The organism is Neorhizobium sp. T6_25, assembly GCF_002968555.1.
Lineage (GTDB): Bacteria > Pseudomonadota > Alphaproteobacteria > Rhizobiales > Rhizobiaceae > Neorhizobium.
The window spans coordinates 303,421-324,133 of record NZ_PVBL01000002.1; the positions used below are offsets into that span (position 1 = coordinate 303,421).

At 61.0% G+C, this 20,713-nt stretch carries 21 protein-coding genes; 14 read left to right on the forward strand and 7 right to left on the reverse strand.

Features of this window, described 5'->3' with window-relative positions; genetic code table 11:
* Positions 1-7: 7 nt before the first annotated feature.
* Positions 8-799, reverse strand: coding sequence for a creatininase family protein (locus C5L10_RS03655; RefSeq protein ID WP_105428567.1), 792 nt, complete (start codon positions 797-799; stop codon positions 8-10).
* 83 nt (positions 800-882) lie between these two features.
* On the opposite strand from C5L10_RS03655, the gene C5L10_RS03660 reads away from it, so the two are divergent.
* Entirely contained in the window at positions 883-1,383 is a 501-nt protein-coding gene (locus C5L10_RS03660; RefSeq protein ID WP_046668276.1) for a MarR family winged helix-turn-helix transcriptional regulator, read from the forward strand.
* A 109-nt stretch (positions 1,384-1,492) separates the two neighbouring features.
* The gene (locus C5L10_RS03665) at positions 1,493-2,515 is read left to right on the forward strand and encodes a LacI family DNA-binding transcriptional regulator (RefSeq protein WP_046668275.1); all 1,023 of its coding nucleotides are present in this window, start codon (positions 1,493-1,495) and stop codon (positions 2,513-2,515) included.
* Between the two features lie 21 nt (positions 2,516-2,536).
* Here C5L10_RS03665 and C5L10_RS03670 read toward each other — a convergent pair whose 3' ends face one another.
* Entirely contained in the window at positions 2,537-3,310 is a 774-nt protein-coding gene (locus tag C5L10_RS03670) for a gamma-glutamyl-gamma-aminobutyrate hydrolase family protein (protein ID WP_046668274.1), read from the reverse strand.
* Positions 3,311-3,615: 305 nt separating this feature from the next.
* Between C5L10_RS03670 and C5L10_RS03675 the strand changes: the two genes are divergently transcribed.
* A complete protein-coding gene (locus C5L10_RS03675; RefSeq protein WP_046668273.1) occupies positions 3,616-4,722 on the forward strand; it encodes a TRAP transporter substrate-binding protein in 1,107 nt (368 codons plus the stop codon).
* A gap of 83 nt (positions 4,723-4,805) precedes the next feature.
* On the opposite strand, the gene C5L10_RS03680 is transcribed toward C5L10_RS03675, so the two are convergent.
* From C5L10_RS03680 to C5L10_RS03690, 3 genes are all read right to left on the reverse strand, one after another.
* The gene (locus C5L10_RS03680) at positions 4,806-5,741 is read right to left on the reverse strand and encodes an FkbM family methyltransferase (RefSeq protein WP_172716899.1); all 936 of its coding nucleotides are present in this window, start codon (positions 5,739-5,741) and stop codon (positions 4,806-4,808) included.
* A 320-nt stretch (positions 5,742-6,061) separates the two neighbouring features.
* Positions 6,062-7,564 carry a TRAP transporter large permease subunit gene (locus C5L10_RS03685; RefSeq protein WP_046668271.1) on the reverse strand — a complete coding sequence of 501 codons (1,503 nt, stop codon included), beginning with the start codon at positions 7,562-7,564 and terminating at the stop codon, positions 6,062-6,064.
* Positions 7,565-7,589: 25 nt separating this feature from the next.
* Positions 7,590-8,129, reverse strand: a complete 540-nt coding sequence (locus C5L10_RS03690; protein ID WP_037077292.1) for a TRAP transporter small permease subunit — start codon at positions 8,127-8,129, stop codon at positions 7,590-7,592.
* Positions 8,130-8,443: 314 nt separating this feature from the next.
* Between C5L10_RS03690 and C5L10_RS03695 the strand changes: the two genes are divergently transcribed.
* The 10 genes from C5L10_RS03695 to C5L10_RS03740 all read left to right on the forward strand — a co-directional run bounded on the left by C5L10_RS03695 (position 8,444) and on the right by C5L10_RS03740 (position 17,625).
* Positions 8,444-10,765 (forward strand): bifunctional diguanylate cyclase/phosphodiesterase, encoded by a 2,322-nt coding sequence (locus C5L10_RS03695; protein ID WP_245447913.1) that lies wholly within the window; start codon positions 8,444-8,446, stop codon positions 10,763-10,765.
* 169 nt (positions 10,766-10,934) lie between these two features.
* Positions 10,935-11,693, forward strand: coding sequence for a hypothetical protein (locus C5L10_RS03700; RefSeq protein ID WP_046668270.1), 759 nt, complete (start codon positions 10,935-10,937; stop codon positions 11,691-11,693).
* 182 nt (positions 11,694-11,875) lie between these two features.
* Entirely contained in the window at positions 11,876-12,100 is a 225-nt protein-coding gene (locus tag C5L10_RS03705; RefSeq protein ID WP_046668269.1) for an aa3-type cytochrome c oxidase subunit IV, read from the forward strand.
* Between the two features lie 86 nt (positions 12,101-12,186).
* The gene (locus C5L10_RS03710) at positions 12,187-13,449 is read left to right on the forward strand and encodes a Re/Si-specific NAD(P)(+) transhydrogenase subunit alpha (protein WP_105428570.1); all 1,263 of its coding nucleotides are present in this window, start codon (positions 12,187-12,189) and stop codon (positions 13,447-13,449) included.
* Positions 13,449-13,847, forward strand: coding sequence for a proton-translocating transhydrogenase family protein (locus C5L10_RS03715; RefSeq protein ID WP_046634620.1), 399 nt, complete (start codon positions 13,449-13,451; stop codon positions 13,845-13,847). Before C5L10_RS03710 ends, C5L10_RS03715 begins: the two co-directional genes overlap by 1 nt.
* A gap of 13 nt (positions 13,848-13,860) precedes the next feature.
* Positions 13,861-15,261, forward strand: coding sequence for an NAD(P)(+) transhydrogenase (Re/Si-specific) subunit beta (locus C5L10_RS03720; protein WP_105421773.1), 1,401 nt, complete (start codon positions 13,861-13,863; stop codon positions 15,259-15,261).
* 95 nt (positions 15,262-15,356) lie between these two features.
* On the forward strand, positions 15,357-15,623 hold the full coding sequence (locus C5L10_RS03725) for a type II toxin-antitoxin system ParD family antitoxin (protein WP_046604531.1): 267 nt from the start codon (positions 15,357-15,359) through the stop codon (positions 15,621-15,623).
* Positions 15,616-15,909 (forward strand): type II toxin-antitoxin system RelE/ParE family toxin, encoded by a 294-nt coding sequence (locus C5L10_RS03730; protein ID WP_105428571.1) that lies wholly within the window; start codon positions 15,616-15,618, stop codon positions 15,907-15,909. The genes C5L10_RS03725 and C5L10_RS03730 overlap by 8 nt, the downstream gene beginning before the upstream one ends.
* Positions 15,910-15,934: 25 nt before the next feature.
* A complete protein-coding gene (locus tag C5L10_RS03735) occupies positions 15,935-16,900 on the forward strand; it encodes an acetylxylan esterase (RefSeq protein ID WP_105428572.1) in 966 nt (321 codons plus the stop codon).
* Positions 16,897-17,625: an esterase family protein gene (locus C5L10_RS03740; protein WP_105428573.1), complete on the forward strand. Its 729-nt coding sequence runs from the start codon at positions 16,897-16,899 to the stop codon at positions 17,623-17,625. The genes C5L10_RS03735 and C5L10_RS03740 overlap by 4 nt, the downstream gene beginning before the upstream one ends.
* 39 nt (positions 17,626-17,664) lie before the next feature.
* Here the strand turns inward: C5L10_RS03740 and C5L10_RS03745 are convergent, their stop codons facing one another.
* Together C5L10_RS03745 and rpsU are read right to left on the reverse strand one after the other, a co-directional pair.
* Positions 17,665-18,552 (reverse strand): tetratricopeptide repeat protein, encoded by an 888-nt coding sequence (locus tag C5L10_RS03745; protein ID WP_245447914.1) that lies wholly within the window; start codon positions 18,550-18,552, stop codon positions 17,665-17,667.
* Positions 18,553-18,672: 120 nt separating this feature from the next.
* Positions 18,673-18,918 carry a 30S ribosomal protein S21 gene (gene rpsU, locus C5L10_RS03750; protein ID WP_037077280.1) on the reverse strand — a complete coding sequence of 82 codons (246 nt, stop codon included), beginning with the start codon at positions 18,916-18,918 and terminating at the stop codon, positions 18,673-18,675.
* Positions 18,919-19,384: 466 nt separating this feature from the next.
* Between rpsU and C5L10_RS03755 the strand changes: the two genes are divergently transcribed.
* The gene (locus tag C5L10_RS03755; protein WP_105428575.1) at positions 19,385-20,638 is read left to right on the forward strand and encodes a sarcosine oxidase subunit beta family protein; all 1,254 of its coding nucleotides are present in this window, start codon (positions 19,385-19,387) and stop codon (positions 20,636-20,638) included.
* Positions 20,639-20,713: the final 75 nt, after the last annotated feature.

Genomic DNA, 20,713 nt, shown 5'->3' on the forward strand with positions numbered 1-20,713 from the left:
CTTCTTCCTACTTCAATGTTCCGACATCAAACTGCGCTACATCCCCCAGCAACTCGATAATCCCCTTCACAGCATGCGCGACCAGCATCTCGCCCCGTTCCGCCGTCGCCGCCGCCGCGTTTCCGGCGACGCCCTTGGGGTTGAGGTCGGACATCTTCCAGCCGAAGGCGTGCGGGCCGTAGGCGCGCAGATGTCTGAAATCGCGGAAAAAGTCCGATTGGCGGGACCGGAAGTTTTCGGCCCTGGCCATGTCGACCCGGTCCGGATGGAGCGCCAGCATCACTGACGTCTCGATGTCTCCGCCGTGGATGTCGATCGCCTTGTCCTCCGGGGCGATCCAGCCGGCGGGCTGGCCGAAGCGGGTCCAGCTCGTGGCGACGACCAGCATCCCGAACCGCACCCGCGCCTCGGTCGCGACGACGGTCATGAGCGGCGAATTGCCGCCATGGGCGTTGAGCAGCATCAGTTTGCGGATACCCTTGGCGTGAAGATCGCCGGCAATGCCGAGCCAACGGTAAACGGCTTCGTCGAAGGCAAGTGTCTTCGTACCGGCGACATCCATATGCTCTATCGAATAACCGACGGGCTCGGTGGGCAGGAATGTCACCGGCAGGCCGGCAGGCAGGGCAGGGATCAGGCGCGAGACGAGACCTTCGGCGATCAGCGTGTCGGTCTCGAACGGCAGGTGCGGTCCGTGCTGCTCGTGGGCGCCGAGCGGCAGGACGGCGACCCAGTCTCGCCTTTCTGTGGACGCAAGTGTCGTATCATTGTCATGATAGCGTGGCGAAGGGTGCGACATCTGGCGGTGGTTTCCCGGTTTCGATATGGATAGCGCGCCACAGATATAACGGCTACTTCTTTAGGGCAAAACGGGCGGAGCGAATGAGCAAGAAGAAGGGCGACAAAAAAGCCAAGTCCGGCAAGAAGAAGGAACTGGAAGGCCTTTCGGCCACCGACCTTGCGCCGGCGATCACCCAGGCCGCCCGCTCCATGCGCACCGCGCTCAGCCGCAGCCTCGGCGAAAGCGGGCTTTATGCCGGCCAGGACGGCGTGATCCTGATCCTCGCGGAAGAAGACGGCATGACCCCCGGCCAACTCGCCATACGGCTCGGCGTCAAGGCCCCGACCATGACCCGCACGATCGGCCGCATGGAAGCTCAAGGGTTTCTGGAACGCCGCGCCGACGGCACCGACGGGCGCCTCACCAAGGTGCATCTGACGGAAGCCGGATTGCAGACCGTCGAACAGATCGGCCGCTCGGTCTCCGAGTGCGGTTCGATCGCCGCAAAAGGTCTCTCCGACAAGGAAATCCGCACTCTCCTCAAGCTCCTCAAGACCATCGAACAAAATCTCCAGTCCGAGCCCTCGGACGACAGAGGTTGATTTCCCTCCAGATTTTCGCGGTCACAGGATTGTCGCACGGAATTAAATTGTTTATTTAAAGTTTAATTCGAGCATCGGATAGCGATGCCGGCCATTGCGGGTGGGGGAAATGGCGCAAAAGATCAAGTTGTCGACGATTGGCGAGAGCCTTGGTCTTTCAACTGCCACGATATCGCTTGCGCTGCGCGACAGCCCGCTCGTGGCGGCCGATACCCGGGAAAAAATCAAGGAACAGGCAAGAGCGCTCGGTTATATCTACAACCGCCGGGCCGCCAGCCTGCGCACCTCGCGTTCTGGCATTATCGGCGTCGTGGTACACGACATCATGAACCCGTTCTACGGGGAAATCCTGAAAGCGATCGAAAGCGAGCTCGACCGCAGCCGTCATACCTTCATCCTTTCCAACCATTACGATTCAGTCGAAAAACAGCGTACCTTCATCGAAACGCTGCTGCAGCTCGGTGGTGACGGGGTGATCATGTCGCCGGCGATCGGCACGCCGATCGAGGATATGAGGCTCGCCGAAGAGAACGGCATGCCGGCCATCCTCGTCGCCCGTTCAATGGAAGGCGTCGAACTGCCGACCTATCGCGGCGACGACAGCTACGGCATTTCGCTTGCCACCAACCATCTGATCGGCCTCGGTCACCGGGTGATCGCCATGATCGGCGGCACGGACCAGACGTCGACCGGCCGAGACCGCTATCAGGGTTATGTCAACGCGCTGCGCAAGGCGGGCATCGAGGTCGATCCGAACCTTCGTCTCCCCGGTCCGCGTTCGAAGCAGGGCGGGTTCGAGGCGGCGGTGCATTTTCTCTCCCTGCCGCAGAAGCCGACAGCAGCGGTCTGCTGGAACGATCTGGTGGCGATCGGCCTGATGAACGGCATTGCCCGTGCCGGGCTGATGCCCGGCCATGACATCTCCGTCACCGGTTACGACGATCTCGAGGAAGCTTCGATCGCGACGCCAGCGCTGACGACCGTGTGGAACGGCCAGACAGAAGTCGGCCGGCTTGCGGCGCGCGCCCTGCTCGACCGCCTCGCCGGCAGCCACGAGCCGGATGGCATCCATCTGATCAAGCCGGAAATGCGCATCCGCCAATCAACCGGCGTGCACCGGCCGCGGGCCTGAGATTTCAACACACTAGTCGCATCAAGCTGCGGCATTGGTCAGCGTCTTGCGGGCAGCGTAGGCGCGGACAGCCTCGCCGAAGGCCTGGAACAGTGCCCGTGACGGCGCATCGGTTTCCGCCCAGTATTCCGGGTGCCATTGTACGCCGACGGCGAAATTTTTCGCGTCGATGACCGAAACGGCCTCGATCGTGCCGTCTTCGGCCGTCGCTTCGACCTTCAGCCGGGGGGCGGTTTCGGCGATCGCCTGGCGGTGCAGCGAGTTCACCTGGACCTCGCCTGTCAGCCCGAGATGGTTGGCGATGCAGGAGCCTTCCTGGATGAATACCGGCTGGCGGATCGCATACATGCTGTCGCGCTCCTTCACATCGGGTTTGCGGTGGTCCCAGATGCCCGGCTGATCCTGGATTTCGCTTGCCAGCGTTCCACCCAATGCTACGTTCAGCTCCTGAATGCCGCGGCAGATGGCGAGCAGCGGAATGCCGCGATCGATTGCCCGGCGGATGAGGGGCAGGGAGGTCGCGTCGCGGGCCGGGTCGAAGGGGCCGTCGCCGGCCGTTGCCTCTCTGCCATAGAGCGAAGGGTGAACATTGGTCGCCGAACCGGAAACCAGCACGCCGTCGACCCGGTCGAGGATGGCGTCGGTCTCGTTGCCTTCTTCGAAAGCCGGAATGATGAAGGTCATCACATCCGCCACTTTCAATGCCGCCTGGACATACTGGTCCGGTGAGGCATGCCAGATCGCTCCATCCAGTTGGCGGATATCGGCAGGCAGGGCGACGATCGGTTTCGGCATCAGGCTCTCCAACGAGGCTCGCTAATCGCGTCTCTCTTGTTGTGCCGCGGCCCCGCGCTTCAAGTCAAGATCGAGGTCCGCTTCGGGGAAGGCGTTGCCCAAAGAATAAGCACTGGCGCTTTGAAATATCTTGTGAATCCAGTTTGGGCGGGACGCTACCAAAGTCTAAGGACAAAAGACGTTCCCGCATTAAGGAATATTAGCTCCGGCGCTTGCAACCCATAGGCCAAAATGTTTACCTCGCCCCAGGATCGGGGGAGTGGGAACGGATAATCCCTCCGGTTTGTCTTACTGGGAGGTATTTCATGGATCGTCGTTCATTCTTTAAAAAGGCCGCCGTCACCGGCGCCGGCGCAGCTGCCGCTACAGTGCTCGCCGCACCGGCCATCGCGCAGTCGAGCCCGAAAGTCACCTGGCGTTTGACGTCTTCATTCCCGAAGTCGCTGGACACCATCTATGGCGGCGCGGAAGACATTGCCAAGCATGTCGCTGCAGCAACCGACGGCAATTTCACCATTCAGCCGTTTGCCGCCGGTGAAATTGTTCCAGCCGGTCAGGCTTTGGATGCCGTCAGCAACGCGACGGTCGAAATGTGTCATACTTGCTCCTACTATTTTGTAGGCAAGGATCCAACGTTTGCCATTGGCACCGCAATTCCTTTCGGCCTCAACGCACGACTGAGCAATGCATGGTTCTACGAAGGCAACGGCAACAAGTTCCTGAACGAATTTTACGCCAAGCACAATGTCTACGGGCTTCCCGCGGGTAATACGGGCGCCCAGATGGGTGGTTGGTTCCGGAAAGAAATCAATACCGTAGACGATTTCAAGGGCGTCAAGATGCGCATCGCAGGGCTTGCCGGCCGGGTGGTCGAGAAGCTCGGTGTCGTGCCGCAGCAGATCCCTGGCGGCGACATCTATCCGGCGCTCGAAAAAGGCACGATCGATGCGGCGGAATGGGTCGGCCCCTATGACGATCACAAGCTCGGCTTCTACAAAGTGACCAAATACTACTACTACCCGGCCTTCTGGGAAGGTGGCCCGGTCATCCACGCCTTTATGAATTTGGACAAGTGGAACGCCCTGCCGAAGAGCTACCAGGCGGCGCTCTCCGACGCCTGCGCGTTTGCCAATACCAGCATGATGGCGAAATACGACACGAAGAACCCGACGGCGATCAAGCAGATCGTCTCGCAGGGCACCACCCTTCGCCCGTTCAGCCAGGAAATCCTCGAAGCCTGCTACAAGGCATCTCTTGAGGTCTACAAGGAAATTTCGGCTTCGAACGAGACGTTCAAGAAGATCTACGAAGATCAGGTCGCCTTCAAGAAGGAAGCCTATCTCTGGATGCAGCTGTCGGAATATACCTACGACACCTTCATGATGATCCAGCAGCGTAGCGGCAAGCTCTGATCCCAGATCAGGCAAGTGTCATTTCAGGAACCCCGGATCGAAAGGTCCGGGGTTTTTGTCTGTGCTGATGCCGCCGGGACGCATCAAGCCGAGGAACGGGAGGCCGAAGGGCGGTTCGTGAAGCGGCTGAAGACGTCCGGGGAAGGAAAGGCCAGTATGTTTTCATAGGTCCGCGCCTCGGGGCGATCGAACCGTTTGAGAACCGGTGCGCCGCCATGGCGGAAATTCCATTTTAGCTTTTCCAGCGCTGAAGCCGAGGCAGGCGCATATTCCAGGTCGTAGAATTGATAATCCGGCAGGCAGGCGGTGAGCTTGCCGAAGTCGTCAGGCCCTGCGAGATGGCCGTGGAACTCGAAGGACACGATAGGCCGGTTGAAGGCGATGGTTTCGCGCAGTCCTTTCAGAACCCGCTGCTCGAACCCCTCGACATCGATCTTGATGAAATCGACCCTGGTTATTCCGAGCTGCCTGACGAGTTTGTCGGCTTGGAAAACCGGCAGGCGCAGGATGCGGCTATGCCCCGATGGCCGGTCATCGTCCACAAAGCCGCTGGCGCCCAGGTTGCCTTCGAGATTTTCGCGGAACAACAGCGTGTCGTCGCAATCGCCGAGAGCTGCCTGATGCAGTCGGATGTTGGCGAGCCGGTTCGAGCGAATGTTGTCGGTCAACCGCCTGAAGACTTCGGGGTTCGGTTCGAAGCAGTGGATCTCGGCGAAGTCTCGATTGAGGTGAATGGCGTGGTTGCCGATATTGGCGCCGACATCGAGTGCCACGGCGCCGGGCTCGAATCGGCCCTGCAGGAATTCCAGAAACCGTCCTTCAAAGCAGCCTTCGACGAAGATCGCCTCGTCGATGCTTTGTGCGGGGTCGAGTTTGAAGATGTATCCCCGGTTGGTGCAGTGAATGAAGACGTGGCTCTCTTTTGCAAACCGCCTGCGCCGCAACGGCTCGACTATGGTGCGACCGATGGACCTTCGCACAACGTACATAGCATTCGGCAATACGTGGCTTATCTGCATGTCAGGCCCCGAGCGCTTCAGCCAAACTGATTTGGAGACGACCGACTTCAGCATCGTGCCGTTTGTCAAACTTTATAGGCTCGATGGGCCGGTTAGTATGGCTACCTAAGTGTTAGCTGCGCCGGGATCTGGCGCCGGACCTCGATCCGCATACGACTATTGCGGTAGAGGAACGGCCAAAAGGCGAATTTGACGTAGGGGCTCCGGGCTGGCCGGACTTCGCCGGGCTCCGTTGCCCGGCGGGAATAGCGATGGAGGACAGAACGTCAACTCTGTCCTCCCAAGATATAGTCTCTGTCCAGGGTGGACGGGAGCTGCCCTTACGGGTTGATCTTCGGTGGCTCGCCGAAGTTCGGCATCCCGGGCAGGCCCTGCTGGCCTGGCTGGGCCGGGGCGCCGTCCATCGGCGGCAGGCCGAAATTCGGCATCTGATTGCCGCCGCCGTTGCCGAAGCCGGGGATCTCGATCTTGATCGTGTTGAGATCGACGTCCGGCGCCTTGTCCAGCCAGTAGGTGACGGACTCAGGCCAGAAGATCACGATGGCGACGAGAACCAGCTGCATGCAGAGCCACGGAATGGCGCCGAGATAGATATCCTTCGTCTTCACCGATTTCGGCGCGATCGAGCGCAGGTAAAAGAGCGCAAAGCCGAAGGGCGGGTGCATGAAGCTGGTCTGCATGTTGATGCAGAGCAGCACGCCGAACCAGATCAGGTCGATGCCGAGAGCGCTCGCGACCGGCGCCAGCATCGGGATGACGATGAAGGCGATCTCGAAGAAATCGAGGAAGAAGGCCAGGAAGAAGATGAAGATGTTGACGAAGATCAGGAAGCCGAGCGCTCCGCCGGGAACGTGCGACAGAAGATGCTCGATCCACAGGCCGCCGTCCATGCCCTGGAAGACCAGGCTGAAGCAGGTGGCGCCGACCAGGATGAAGACGACCATCGAGGTGATCGTCATCGTCGAATGCATGCCCTGACGCAGCAGATCCCAGGTAAGGCGGCGATGCATCGCGGCGATCACCATGGCGCCGACAACGCCGAGCGCGCCTGCTTCCGTCGGGGTCGCGAGGCCCATGAAAATGGTGCCGAGTACCAGGAAGATCAGCACGATCGACGGGACCATGCCCCAGAGGACCTTGATGACCAGGGCCATGTTCATCTCGCCCCGCGCTTCGAGAGGCAGCGGCGGAACGTCCTTCGGCCGGAAGATCGACAGGCCGAGGATGAACAGCATGAAGATCGTCACCTGCAGGATCGAAGGTCCGATCGCGCCGAGATACATGTCGCCGACGGAACGGCCGAGCTGGTCGGCCAGTACGATCAGCACGAGCGAGGGCGGGATGACCTGGGTGATTGTGCCCGAGGCAGCGATGACGCCGGTCGCAAGCCGCGGGTTGTAGCCGTATTTCAGCATGATCGGCAGCGAGATCACGCCCATGGTGATGACTGACGCCGCGACCGTGCCGGTGATCGCTCCGAGGATGGCGCCGACGATGATAACCGCATAGGCCAGGCCGCCGGGTACGGCGCCGAACAGTTTGCCGGTTCCCTCGAGCAGATCTTCGGCCAGGCCGCAGCGCTCGAGGATCGCTCCCATGAAGGTGAAGAAGGGAATGGCAAGCAACAGGTCGTTGGAGACGATGCCGAAGATGCGGAACGGTAGCGCCTGCATGAAGGCGAATTCGAAATGGCCGGTGGCGATGCCGAGGAGACCGAAGAAGAGACCGACGGCCGAGAGCGAGAAGGCGACCGGGAAGCCGTAAAGCATGAAGATGATCATGCCGAGGAACATTGCCGGCGGCATTATACCGTATTGGAACATGAGCGGTTATCCCCCGAAAATGGTGTTATTGCAGCGGCTTTTCGTAGGTCGTATCGACCTGGAGGACGCCCAAAAGACCGGCGATGCGCTTCACCAGTTCGGAAAATCCCTGCAGCGCCAGGAGGCTGAAACCCGCGACGATGATGAGTTTCACCGGCCAGCGGATAAGGCCGCCGGCGTTCGAGGACACTTCGCCCTGCGCGTAGGAGAGCGCGAAGAACGGCCAGGCAAGCCATGCGAGATAGATGCAGGCCGGAATGAGGAAGACGATCAGGCCGATCGTATCGATCCACAGGCGGGCACGGTCGGAAACGGCGCCATAGATGAGGTCGACGCGTACATGCTCATTCAGCCTCAGAGTGTGGGAAGCGCCCAGAAGCACGATGAACCCGAAGAGATACCACTGGATTTCAAGCCAGCCGTTGGAGCTGTAGTTGAAGAGGTAGCGGATGAGCGCATTGCCGGCGCTGATGAGGGTGCAGGCGAGAACGAGATAGCCGGAAAATTTGCCAATAATCTCGCTGAGGCGGTCGATGAGACCGCTGATCTTCAACAGTGCAGCCATGGTTTCCCCAATTCAACGGGTCTCTCTTATCCCGCCCGCCCTGGCATGGCGATGTAAACCAAGGTCTAATAAAAGGAAAGTCCTAAAAGCCTGGGTTTTCGTCTACAAAAAGCAGGGATCGAAAGGCCTTGCACAAGCCGGGAAGAGGTTGCGCCTCCGCCGAAGGTTGCGTGACCGAAATTTTAGCTATCCTGTTGTCAATTTATTCAGCAAACTCTCAAGAACCCCCCAATGAAAGGGGGGCTGCGGCCCGCGGACAAGCAATTTTTAAAAGGTTTCCCGCAGTGTCGACCGGAAGACAAGGGATGAACCCGATGAAAGAGACAGAAGCGAAGACGCTGTCGACGGATGTGTATCTGTCGTTCGTCACGTCGCTATTTGGAAATCGCGGCACATTATGGACCGGCGTGGTCGTTCACGTCCTGTGGTGCCTGCTCGTTTTCCACTACAGCGGTGCGCAATTCTATCTCCTGTTTGCCTGCGGCTTCGCGGCTGTCTTTGCCTATCGCATGTACTGGTTCCAGCGGTTCGACAAAGTGGACAAGGGGGCGCTCACCTATGACGGCATCGCCGCCTGGGAGCAGCAATATGTGATCGGCGCGTTCCTCGCAGCCTTTCTGCTCGGCATCGCCAGCGGCTATGCCCTGCTGGTGCTGGAAAACCCGTTCGTCGGCTTCACCTGCATCGCCATGACGCTCGGCTCGATGATGTCGATCGTCGGCCGCAACTATGGCTCGCGCATCGCCGTCGATCTCCAGACGCTCGGCTGCTGCGGTCCGATCCTGATTGCCTGCCTCTTTACTGAGGATCTGCATCTGGCGCTGATGTCGCTGCTGCTCATCCCCTTCGGCCTTACCACCAGGTCGATGGCCAATGGCGTGCGCGAATTCCTTTATGAAAACGTCATCGCGTCGCGGAAGATGGCGATCATCGCCGGCCGCTTCGATATCGCCTTGAAGACCATTTCCCACGGCCTGGTGATGCTCGACGGCGAAGGCAAGATCCAGGTGATCAACCGCCGCGCCCGCGATCTGCTCGGCCTCGACAAGAAGAGCGATCTCAAGGACCGCGATTTCGCCGCCGTGCTCTGCGAGGATGCGGAGAATGCGCCCGAGACCATCCTGCGCCAGCTTTCCAAACTGGCCGACGGCTCGCTCGAACGCGCGCTCTTCAAGTTCAAGGACGACCGCCATCTCGAATTCTCGGTCAGCCCGCGTACCGACGGCGGTGTCGTGCTGATCTTCGAAGACGTCACTGCCCGTCTCGCAGCCGAGGAAAAGGTGCTGCACATGGTGCGGTTCGACGCCTTGACCGGCCTGCCGAACCGCGGCCACTTCGCGGATCTCGCGACCAAGAAGCTGAAGCGGCGGGGCGAAGCCCTGGCGGCGCTCGCGATGTTCGACGTGGACGGGTTCAAGCATGTCAACGACCTGCGCGGCCATGTGGTCGGCGACCGATTGCTTGCGGCGATCGCGGCAAGGCTTTCGAGCCTGAAGAGCGACGGCCTGCTGGCGGGCCGTCTGGTCGGCGACGAGTTCGTTGTGTTGCTGACCGGCGGCGACGACGATTGCGAGCTGGAGCGCCAGATCCGCCGCATCCACGCCGAGATCCAGGGCGACTATTACGTCGACGGGCTTCGTCTTCCCGTTTCGATGAACAGCGGCTGCGTCATCCTGCCGTCGCAGGATTTCGACATGGAAAACTGGCAGATCAAGGCGGACCTTGCCCTCAACCACGCGAAATCCACCGGCAACGGCACGCTGACAGTGTTCCTTTCGGAAATGGACGCTCAGTATATCGACGAGCAGAAGCTCCGCGTCGACCTTCGCCAGGCGATCGAGAACCACGGCCTGCATGTCGTCTATCAGCCGATGTATCGTCCCGACGGTTCCGGCATCGAATGCAGCGAGGCGCTGGTGCGCTGGCGCCATCCGGAGCGCGGCATGGTAGGGCCGAACGTCTTCATCCCGATGGCCGAGGACATGGGGCTGGTCTCGCATATCACCCATCTGGTGCTCGACCAGGCCTGCCGCGACTGCGCGACCTGGCCGGAGCCGATGGCCGTTTCCGTCAACCTTTCGATCCAGGACCTGCGCAACGACGACATCGTCGGTTATGTGGCGGACGTGCTGAAGCGCTATTCGCTCGATCCGTCGCGGCTGCATCTCGAAGTCACCGAAAGCTGCTTCATGGACGAGCCGGTGGCGGTCAGCGCCATTCTCAACCAGTTCCGCGTGACCGGGGTGACGATCGCGATCGACGATTTCGGCACCGGCTTCTCGAGCCTCAGCTATCTCGACTCCCTGCCGCTCGACGTGGTCAAGATCGACCGGGCGTTCATCCGCAATATCGCCGAGGACCAGCGCAAGCTGAAGCTCCTGCGCGGCATCGTGCATCTGTCCCGCGAACTCGGCCTCAAGATCGTCGTCGAAGGCGTGGAGACCAAGGAACAGCTCGCGCTGATCAACCGCCATCGGTTCTCCGATCTGGTCCAGGGTTACGTGTTCTCCGTGCCGGTCGCTTCCGAAAAGATCATCGAACTGGCGGCTGAGGCTGCTCCCGCCGCCAAGCTTTCGTCCATCCGGCGTGGTGCCAAAAATGCACAGGCCTCGCCTCTTCGGGCCGCCGCGCGCTAGATCCCGCCTGAAATTAGAACAGTGTTAACGGTTTTAGGACGCCGGCGAGGGGTCGTTAACCGTTTGTTAACCATAACGTTTAGAATTTTATTCAATTCGTGGGCCATTCATTGCGGGCTATGGGTCTTTTAGGGTTAATCCATGGTTAAAGCTCATGGAACAAAACCCGATGCCCTTAGGCCAATCATTTTCTGACGGAAACTTTTCAGCAAAACTTCTCTCCACGCTCGACCATGTCGAATACCGGCGGATCGAGAGCAACGAGGATTTCGAAGATATCGCCAGGCTGCGATACAGGGCCTACAAGACCCACAACGTGCTGCCGGTCGCTGCGACCAAGCTCATTGACGAGATCGACTTCGACAAGAATGCGCATGTCTTCGGCGTCTATTACGACGAGGAACTGGTCAGCACGATCCGCCTCCACCACGTCACGCCGGAGCACAGGGTCTGCCAGTCGATCAGCATTTTTCCCGAGGCCGTAAACGGCCTTCTGGATGCCGGGATGACATTGATCGACTCGGCGCGTTTTGCGATCGCCCCGGAATATGCCAGCGAACTTTCGGCCATGCCTTACCTGACGGTGCGGCTGACGCCTGTCGCGGCGATCTATTTCGACGCGGACCGCGTGCTGCAGCCGATCCGTCCGGCGCATGCGGCATTTTATCGCCGGTTCTTCTATGCGCAGCCGGTGGTGCCGCCGCGGCGGATCCCGCAATACGATTTCGACCTGATGCTGCTCGCATCGCAGACCCGCGAATTGCGCTCCAAGATGATGAAGCGCTTCCCGGCGTTTCAGTCGGAGGCCTATGAACGCCGCCTGCTGTTTGCGCGCTCCTCGAATTTCGACACCGCGCCGCTCACCATCCTGCCGACGGCCCGCATCGCCGGCCGGCCGAATTCCCCCGAAATGTCCTACCTGACCTGAAGCTCTGGCGTACCGGAAGCCATTGTGGCGGCATTGCGCTTTCCCATGGCTTTGTGTAAGGCCTGAAGTGACCTCCATCGTGCCGAACGAGGCATGATTCCGGATGTAGACAAGGGTTTTCCCCGCAGGCGCCGACGCTTCGATCGAGCGGGCGCGTGCGGCTGATGAAGGAGACGGGACTGATGGACAATCACCATAGCGGGCCGGTGGAAACGGGTGCTTCGATGGATTATGCGGAACACGACAGGACCTACAACGCCTTCATCGCAGGTGCGAAATGGGGCACGATGGTCATCGTCGTTCTGATGATCGCCATGGCTGCCGGTTTCTTCGGCGGAGCGGGCTTCATCGGCAGCCTTCTCGTCTTCATCATTCTCAATATAGCCGGCGTTTTCCTGCTGCGTTGATCCGGTTCGGCCAGTCCGGCCACCGGCTTTGAGGCAGGGCGAAGTTTTTCGCCCGCCTTGCGATATCGACTGGGAGGAGACAGTCTTTGCCGAAGATCGTATTTGTATGCCGTGAAGGTTCCGACGAACCGCGCGTCGCCGCTTCGCCCGAGAGCGTCAAGCGGCTGACGGGGCTAGGGCTCTCGGTCGTGATCGAGAGCGGCGCAGGCCTTGCCTCCGGTGTTCGCGATGCGGATTTCGAAGCCACCGGTGCCCGCATTGCCGGTGCCGGGGAGGTCGGTTCGGCCGATATCATCCTGAGGGTCAACCGGCCGACGGCGGCGGAGATGGCGTCCTACAAGCAGGGTGCCGTGGTGTTTGCCGTCATGGACCCCTACGGCAACGAGGCCGCCCTTGCAGGGATGGCAAAAGCCGGGCTCACCACGTTTGCCATGGAACTGATGCCGCGCATCACCCGCGCCCAGTCGATGGACGTGCTGTCCTCCCAGGCGAACCTTGCGGGATATCGCGCCGTCATCGACGCATCCCATGAATACGGCCGCGCCATGCCGATGATGATGACTGCCGCCGGCACTGTTCCCGCCGCAAAAGTCTTCGTGATGGGCGCCGGTGTTGCCGGCCTGCAGGCGATCGCCACGGCCCGCCGTCTCGGCGCCGTGGTATCGGCAACCGATGTACGCCCCGCCGCCAAGGAACAGGTCGCCTCGCTCGGCGCGAAATTCATCGCGGTCGAGGACGAGGAATTCAAGGCGGCCGAAACCGCCGCCGGTTACGCCAAGCCGATGTCGGAACCCTATCAGGCAAAGCAGGCGGCCCTCGTCGCCGAGCATATCGCCAAGCAGGACATCGTCATCACCACGGCTCTCATTCCCGGCCGACCGGCCCCGAAGCTGGTGACGCGCGCGATGTTGGCGTCGATGAAGCCCGGTTCGGTGGCGGTCGATCTGGCTGTCGAACGCGGCGGCAATATCGAAGGCTCGGAAAAGGGCAAGGTAGCCGATGTCGAGGGTGTGACCGTGATCGGCTACGTCAATGTCGCGGGCCGCATCGCCGCCTCCGCTTCGGCGCTTTATGCCCGCAACCTGTTCGCCTTCATCGAGACCATGGTGGACAAGGGCACCAAGGAATTTGCCGTCAATCTTGAGGACGAGCTCGTCAAGGCGACCATGCTGACCCATGGCGGCCAGGTCGTGCATCCGAATTTTGCTGCGGCCGCGCTCGCCGAGGAGGCGCCGGTTGCTGCGCCTGCTCCAGCCGTAATCTCCATAGAGGAGCCGGCGGCGGCCAAACCGGTGCGCGCCCGCAAAACGCCGGTCGCAGATGAAGCCGCAAGCAATGGAGATCTGTGATGGCCGGTGAAGCAATGGACAAGGCCCTGGAGCAGCTCGACCAGGCTGTGACCGCCGTGATGAGTGCCGCCGCCCAGGCACCGGAAGCGGCGAGCGCCGCAACCGGCGGGGCGATTGATCCCTTCGTGTTTCGACTGGCGATCTTCGTGCTGTCGATCTTCGTCGGCTATTACGTCGTCTGGTCGGTGACGCCGGCGCTGCACACGCCGCTGATGGCGGTCACCAACGCGATCTCCTCGGTCATCGTCGTCGGCGCGCTGCTTGCGGTCGGCGTATCGGCGAGCGGCTTTGCGACTGGCTTCGGTTTTATCGCGCTGGTGCTCGTTTCGGTGAACATCTTCGGCGGCTTCCTGGTGACCAGCCGGATGCTCGCCATGTACAAGAAAAAAGATCGCTGAGGGTTCGGATACCATGTCGCAGAGCCTCGCAGCCTTCCTTTACCTCGTCTCCGGCGTGCTGTTCATCATGGCGCTCCGGGGCCTTTCCCACCCGACGACCAGCCGCAAGGGCAATGTCTACGGCATGGTCGGCATGGGTATCGCCATCGTCACTACCCTGCTGCTGGCCACGCCCACCTTCGGCGGCTTCATCCTGATCGTGCTGGCGCTCAGCCTCGGCGGCGGGGCGGGGGCTTATATCGCCCGCACCATTCCAATGACGGCGATGCCGCAGCTCGTCGCCGGCTTCCATTCGCTGGTCGGCTTTGCCGCGGTGATGGTGGCGGCAGCAGCACTTTATGCGCCCGATTCCTTTGGCATCGGAGCGATAGGCCATATTCACGGCCAGGCGCTGATCGAACTGGCGCTCGGCGCGGCGATCGGCGCGATCACCTTTACGGGCTCGGTCATCGCCTTCCTGAAGCTCGACGGGCGGATGTCCGGCAAGCCGATCATGCTGCCCTACCGGCACTTCATCAACATCGGCCTGCTGGTGCTGGTCGTCGTCTTCGTCTTCGGCCTGGTGCAGACCGAAAGCCATTTCGACTTCTGGCTCGTCGTGGTGCTGGCCTTGGCACTCGGCGTGCTCCTGATCGTGCCGATCGGCGGCGCCGACATGCCGGTCGTCGTGTCGATGCTGAACTCCTATTCCGGCTGGGCAGCCGCCGGCATCGGGTTTACGCTCGGCAACTTGGCGCTGATCATCACCGGCGCGCTGGTCGGCTCCTCGGGAGCGATCTTGTCCTACATCATGTGCAAGGGGATGAACCGGTCCTTCATCTCGGTAATTCTGGGCGGCTTCGGCGGCGAGACGGCATCTGCCGCCGGCGACGACGGTGTGCAGCGGACGGTGAAACAGGGCTCGGCCGACGACGCGGCCTTCCTGATGCAGAACGCCGAGAAGGTGATCATCGTGCCGGGTTACGGCATGGCCGTCGCCCAGGCCCAGCATGCGCTGCGGGAACTTGCCGATACGCTGAAAAGCCACGGCGTCGAGGTCAAGTACGCGATCCATCCGGTCGCCGGCCGCATGCCCGGCCATATGAACGTGCTGCTCGCCGAAGCCAATGTCCCCTATGACGAAGTCTTCGAACTGGAAGACATCAATGCGGAGTTCGCGCAAGCCGACGTCGCTTATGTCATCGGCGCCAACGACGTCACCAACCCGGCGGCCCGCGACGACAAGACCTCGCCGATCTACGGCATGCCGATCCTCGACGTCGACAAGGCGAAGACCTGCCTGTTCGTCAAGCGCTCGCTCGGTTCGGGTTATGCCGGCATCGACAACACGCTGTTCTACAAGGACGGAACGATGATGCTGCTCGGCGACGCCAAGAAGATGACCGAGGACATCGTCAAGGCGATGAAGCACTGAGCGCGAATGGAATATTGTGATTGGAAAGCCCGGCATTGCCGGGCTTTTTTGTGGAGGCGGTTCGTGCGAGATTAAGCGCGAAACAGGAGGCCACGATGGCAAATATAACTGTATCCCTTCCAGACTCGACAAAGGAATGGATTGAAGTGCAGGTTCGCGACGGCGGTTATGCCAGCGTCGGGGATTACGTGAACGACCTCGTGATGCGTGAGCGCATTCGGCAAGGTGAAGAACTGTCGTTGGAAGAGTTGCGCCAGCTTGTGGCAACGTCACGCGAAAGTGGGATCAGTCCGCGTAAGGTGGACGAGATTTTTGCGGAGGCCGAGAAGATCGTAGCGCTTCGGAAGGCCAAGCGTGTCTGAATTCCGGCTGACACGTCAAGCGGACAAGGACATGCTCGACATACTCGTCTTTGGCCTCGATGTATTCGGTCAGTTTCAAGCCCGGAAATATGCCGGCGACCTCCAGCATTGCTTTGGGCTTCTGGCAGACAATCCGCGAATGGGGCGGGTTGCTGCCGCGCTTGGCCCGGAAGTTCGTCGACACGAACATCAAAGTCATGTCATTCTTTACGAGATAGCAGAGTTTGGTGTTCTCATACTGGGGATCGTTCACAAGCGAAACGCGCGTCGATTGACGCCACACTGATGAAACCGACTCCGCGAAACATCTGATGACCATCTCCACCAAACACCCTTATGATTTCGACCCCACCTATGGCATGGGGCTGAAGCAGCTTCAGGCCGTGGTGCCGCCGCAGGCGCCGGAGGGTTTCGATACGTTCTGGAGGGATCGGTATCGGCGGGCGATGACCGTCGATCCGGAGCCGGGCCTGCGCAAGAGCGGGCTCGACCATCCGAAATGGCATGTCTTCGACATCGCCTATATGTCGACCGGCCGGTTTCCGATCGGCGGCTGGCTTCTTTTGCCGCGGCAGGGAGAGATCAGGCGCGGGCTCGTCGTCGGCCATGGATATGGCGGGCGCGACGCGCCGGATCTCGACATCCCGGTCGAGGAGACCGCTGTCCTGTTTCCCTGCTTCCGCGGCATGTCACGCAGCACCCGTCCGCCGATCTCGCCGGACTCCTATTGGCACGTGCTGCACGATATCGACAAGCCGGACCGCTACATCATCGGCGGCTGCGTCGACGATCTGTGGGTCGCGGCGAGCATGCTGATCGCCCTTTACCCCTGGCTTTCCGGCCATATCGGCTATAGCGGCATCAGCTTCGGCGGCGGCATCGGCGGGCTGGCCATCCCTTTCGACAACCGGATCGATAGAGGACATCTGTCCCTGCCGACCTTCGGGCATCAGGAGCTGCGGCTGAAGCTGAAAAGCATCGGCAGTGCGGCCTCCGTCCAGGCCTATCAGGCGAAATACGGCAACGCGTTGAAGACGCTGCGCCTGCATGATTCGGCGGTGGCGGCGAGCCGCATCACGGTGCCGATGCTGACGAGCGTAGCCCTGTTTGATCCGGCGGTTGCGCCGCCCTGCCAGTTCGCCGTCGCCAACGCAATTCCGAAATCAAAATTTAATGAAATCTTCATCCTGGACGCCGGACATTTCGACTATCCTGGTAGCATGTTGCAAGAGGCGGCCCTTCGCGAGAGGGTCGGACAGTTCTTCAAGGTGTCATGAACCGCGAATATCTGCGCTGGTACAGCCAGCGGCTCCATCGAGACATGGAACTCCTGGTGTTCGGCCATGCCGGCGCCAAGGTGCTGATGTTCCCGACCCGCGAGGGGCGTTTCTGGGAATATGAAGAGCTTGGCATCGTCGGAAGCCTTGCAGACAAGATCCGGGCCGGCCAGTTGCAGCTCTATTGCGTCGATGGATTGGCGACCGAGACCTTCTACGACGCACACCAGCATCCCTCGGTGCGGATCCGCAGGCATGCGGCATTCGAGGATTATATCCTCAATGAGGTTCTGCCGCTGATGGCGACCCGGAACGGACATGACTGCACGATCGTGCAGGGCTGCAGTCTTGGTGCCTTCCAGGCGGCCAGCATCGCCTTTCGCCATCCGCACCTGTTCCGCAAGCTCGTTGCATTTTCGGGACGGTACGACCTGACGCTGAAGGTCGAAGCGTTCGGCGACCTGCTGGACGGCTATTACGACGATACCGTCTATTTCCACACCCCGTCGCATTTCCTGCCCGGCATCAGCAGCGGGTGGCAGCTCGAAAGGCTGCGGCAGGTGGAGATCGTGCTGACGATCGGTGACGCCGACCCGTTCCTCGACAACAACCAGCATCTCAGCCAGGTTTTGTCCGAAAAGGGTGTCGGGCATCGCATGCATGTCTGGGACGGCCGCGCGCATCGAGCCGGTGCCTGGCGCAAGATGGCGGCGCTTTATATCTGAGAGCAGGGCGGAAAACAGCTCGGCCGACAGGCGGGGATATCAGGTGCTGGCGCGGGTGCGGGCTGCGCCGTCCTGGGCCGGCTTGTAGTTCGGGTCGAGACGCATGGCGTGCGAATAGGACTTGTAGGCCCGCGCCTTGTCGCCGCGGCGCTCATAGACGAGTGCCTGGTTCGCCCAGGATTCGGCGAGCTTGTCGTTGAGCTCGATCGCGCGGTTGAAGTCCGCAAACGCGTTGTCATCGTCGTTCAAGGCGACATAGGAAATGCCGCGGCCGTTATAGGGTTCCGGCGAATTCGCCGACAGCGAGATGGCCTTGGAGAAATCGTCGATCGCCTGGGCGTGCTGGCCGCGCCCCTGGTAGATCAGGCCGCGATTGTGCCAGGCGCGACCATCGGTTGTTTCCAGCTGGATCGCCTTGTTGAAGTCATTGAAGGCTTCGTTGGTACGGCCGGCCTGGCGATAGATATTGCCGCGGCCGATATAGGCGACGTCGTAGTTCGGGTTGATCTGCAGCGAGCGGTTGTAGTCGTTGGCCGCTTCGACGGGCTTGCCCATATTGCGATAGACCAGCGCCCGATTGGCATAGGCCTGGTAGAATTGCGGATTGAGCTGGATGGCGCGGTTGAAGTCCTCCAGCGCCTTCGAAAACTCGCCGGCGCGTCCATAGGCCGTACCACGGACATTGTAGGCTTCCGGATCCTGCGGGCTGGAACTGATGACGGAGGAGAGCGAGGCGATGTTCTCTTGGGACCCCTGGGCGCGATCGACGGTGATCATGTCGGTCGAGGTCGTGGTCGAGCAGCCGGCGAGCGCCAGAAGGGCGATCAGCGCGGCAGGCAGTGCTGTCTTGCGACGGACGGGAGAAACATGGTTCAAGAGGCCGGAAATTTCGGTTCCACGATATAGAACGGGATTTTTGGCGGCCATCAGGCGCATTTCCTCATGTCGGGGCAAAGGCATTGTAAGTCTCGGACCAAATCAAAAGAGCGGCGGCGCCCATGTCGCCACCGCCCTGAAAGCACATGAAAACGTCCAAAAAACGGCCGATCAACGAGCCGGGCGTGCTGGAACCGTACGAGCCGGAGCTGCAATCAGGCCTTCGCGCTGCATGCGCTTGCGGGCCAGCTTGCGAACGCGACGAACAGCCTCAGCCTTTTCACGGGCGCGCTTCTGCGACGGCTTCTCGTAATAATCGCGCATCTTCATTTCACGGAAAATGCCTTCGCGCTGCATCTTCTTCTTGAGAGCGCGGAGCGCCTGGTCGACGTTGTTGTCGCGGACTAGTACCTGCACGTGAATCCCGTTCCTTTGGTTTGTTGCTCGCCTGGATCGGTACGATTCGAGGCGAAAGAATAACGTCCGCTCGGCCTGGAGCCGTGCGATTGATGACGGCAGATAGCAGAAGAGATGTGCGAAGTCCAGACGCATTAAGGTTGATTGCGCCAATTCTGCGGCCTTTTGCGGGGGTGGCATGAATGGGAAGAGCCTGTCGCCGCCGATGATCCGAATGCGGCCCTGGCCGGAAGCGATCGATCCGATGGTCATCCGGGTCGGTTTGGCAAGATTTCGGCGGGGCGCCGCAGCGTCCGGCAGTCGGTCGGATATCGTCCAATCGGCGGACGATCTTGCCCGTGTCGATGGAGAAGGCGAATGCGTCGCAATAGAGCCATTGCGACGCATATTGATTTGCGATGGGTATGGCACTACCCAAATGCCGGCCCTGCGATTGGGGCTGACGATCCGAGGAGTTCGAGGCGAGATGCGCAGATATTCGGTTTTCGCCGTGGCCCGCGAGGCGATGCGTGCCCACAAGGGCTGGGAAGCGCAGTGGGCCTCGCCGGAGCCGCGCAGCGCATACGACGTGATCATCGTCGGCGCCGGCGGGCATGGCCTGGGCGCTGCCTATTACCTGGCCAAGGAACACGGCATCACCAATGTCGCGGTGATCGAAAAGGGCTGGCTCGGCGGCGGCAATACCGGCCGCAACACCACGATCATCCGCTCCAACTATCTCTATGAAGAGAGCATGGACATCTACGAGCATTCGCTGAAGCTCTGGGAGGGGCTGAGCCAGGATCTCAACTACAATGTCATGTATTCGCCGCGCGGCGTGATGATGCTGTCGCACAACACCCATGACATGCAGAGCTTCAAGCGGCATATCAACGCCAACCGGCTCTACGGCATCGACAACGAATGGCTGACGCCGGAGCAGGCCAAGGCCTTCGTGCCGCCGCTCGATATTTCAAAGACGGCGCGTTACCCGATCAACGGCGCCGCCCTGCAGCGGCGCGGCGGCACTGCCCGCCACGATGCGGTCGCCTGGGGTTATGCGCGTGCAGCGTCCGACCGCGGCGTGCACATCATCCAGAATTGCGAAGTGACCGGCATCCGTCGCGGCCCGAACGGCGATGTCCTGGGCGTCGAAACGAGCAAGGGCTTCATCGGGGCGAAGAAGATCGGCGTTTCGGCCGCCGGGCATTCGTCCGTCGTGATGGAGATGGCGGGCGTCAGGGTGCCGCTCCATTCAACTCCGCTGCAGGCGCTGGTCTCCGAGCCGCTGAAGCCGATCTTCCCCTGCGTCGTCATGTCGAACACGGTGCATGCCTATATCTCGCAGTCGGACAAGGGCGAACTCGTCATCGGCGCCGGCACCGACCAGTACAATTCCTATTCCCAGACCGGCGGGCTGCAGATCATCACCCACACGCTCGACGCCATCTGCGAACTCTTCCCGATGTTCCGGCGGGTGAAGATGATGCGCCAGTGGGGCGGCATTACCGACAACACGCCGGACCGTTCGCCGATCCAGGGCATCACGCCGGTGCCGGGTCTGTTCGTCAATTGTGGCTGGGGAACCGGCGGCTTCAAGGCGACGCCGGGTTCGGCCAATCTCTTCGCGCATCTGATTGCCAAGGGCGAGCCGCATAGGCTGGCGGCGGGGCTGAACCTCGACAGGTTCCGCACCGGCCGGCTGATCGACGAGGCGGCCGCCGCCGCGGTGGCGCATTGATGTTGGCGGTTTTGGACATGTTTGCGAGCGGTGGATGGGGTCCTTTTTCTCCCCAGCGGAGAGAAGGTGGCGGCA

What these genes read in the sequence shown, in the direction of transcription:
- C5L10_RS03655 (WP_105428567.1), bottom strand. Translation starts at nt 799, where the DNA reads ATGTCGCACCCTTCGCCACGCTATCATGACAATGATACGACACTTGCG.
- C5L10_RS03660 (WP_046668276.1), top strand. Translation starts at nt 883, where the DNA reads ATGAGCAAGAAGAAGGGCGACAAAAAAGCCAAGTCCGGCAAGAAGAAG.
- C5L10_RS03665 (WP_046668275.1), top strand. Translation starts at nt 1,493, where the DNA reads ATGGCGCAAAAGATCAAGTTGTCGACGATTGGCGAGAGCCTTGGTCTT.
- C5L10_RS03670 (WP_046668274.1), bottom strand. Translation starts at nt 3,310, where the DNA reads ATGCCGAAACCGATCGTCGCCCTGCCTGCCGATATCCGCCAACTGGAT.
- C5L10_RS03675 (WP_046668273.1), top strand. Translation starts at nt 3,616, where the DNA reads ATGGATCGTCGTTCATTCTTTAAAAAGGCCGCCGTCACCGGCGCCGGC.
- C5L10_RS03680 (WP_172716899.1), bottom strand. Translation starts at nt 5,741, where the DNA reads ATGCAGATAAGCCACGTATTGCCGAATGCTATGTACGTTGTGCGAAGG.
- C5L10_RS03685 (WP_046668271.1), bottom strand. Translation starts at nt 7,564, where the DNA reads ATGTTCCAATACGGTATAATGCCGCCGGCAATGTTCCTCGGCATGATC.
- C5L10_RS03690 (WP_037077292.1), bottom strand. Translation starts at nt 8,129, where the DNA reads ATGGCTGCACTGTTGAAGATCAGCGGTCTCATCGACCGCCTCAGCGAG.
- C5L10_RS03695 (WP_245447913.1), top strand. Translation starts at nt 8,444, where the DNA reads ATGAAAGAGACAGAAGCGAAGACGCTGTCGACGGATGTGTATCTGTCG.
- C5L10_RS03700 (WP_046668270.1), top strand. Translation starts at nt 10,935, where the DNA reads ATGCCCTTAGGCCAATCATTTTCTGACGGAAACTTTTCAGCAAAACTT.
- C5L10_RS03705 (WP_046668269.1), top strand. Translation starts at nt 11,876, where the DNA reads ATGGACAATCACCATAGCGGGCCGGTGGAAACGGGTGCTTCGATGGAT.
- C5L10_RS03715 (WP_046634620.1), top strand. Translation starts at nt 13,449, where the DNA reads ATGGCCGGTGAAGCAATGGACAAGGCCCTGGAGCAGCTCGACCAGGCT.
- C5L10_RS03720 (WP_105421773.1), top strand. Translation starts at nt 13,861, where the DNA reads ATGTCGCAGAGCCTCGCAGCCTTCCTTTACCTCGTCTCCGGCGTGCTG.
- C5L10_RS03725 (WP_046604531.1), top strand. Translation starts at nt 15,357, where the DNA reads ATGGCAAATATAACTGTATCCCTTCCAGACTCGACAAAGGAATGGATT.
- C5L10_RS03735 (WP_105428572.1), top strand. Translation starts at nt 15,935, where the DNA reads ATGACCATCTCCACCAAACACCCTTATGATTTCGACCCCACCTATGGC.
- C5L10_RS03740 (WP_105428573.1), top strand. Translation starts at nt 16,897, where the DNA reads ATGAACCGCGAATATCTGCGCTGGTACAGCCAGCGGCTCCATCGAGAC.
- C5L10_RS03745 (WP_245447914.1), bottom strand. Translation starts at nt 18,552, where the DNA reads ATGGCCGCCAAAAATCCCGTTCTATATCGTGGAACCGAAATTTCCGGC.
- C5L10_RS03755 (WP_105428575.1), top strand. Translation starts at nt 19,385, where the DNA reads ATGCGCAGATATTCGGTTTTCGCCGTGGCCCGCGAGGCGATGCGTGCC.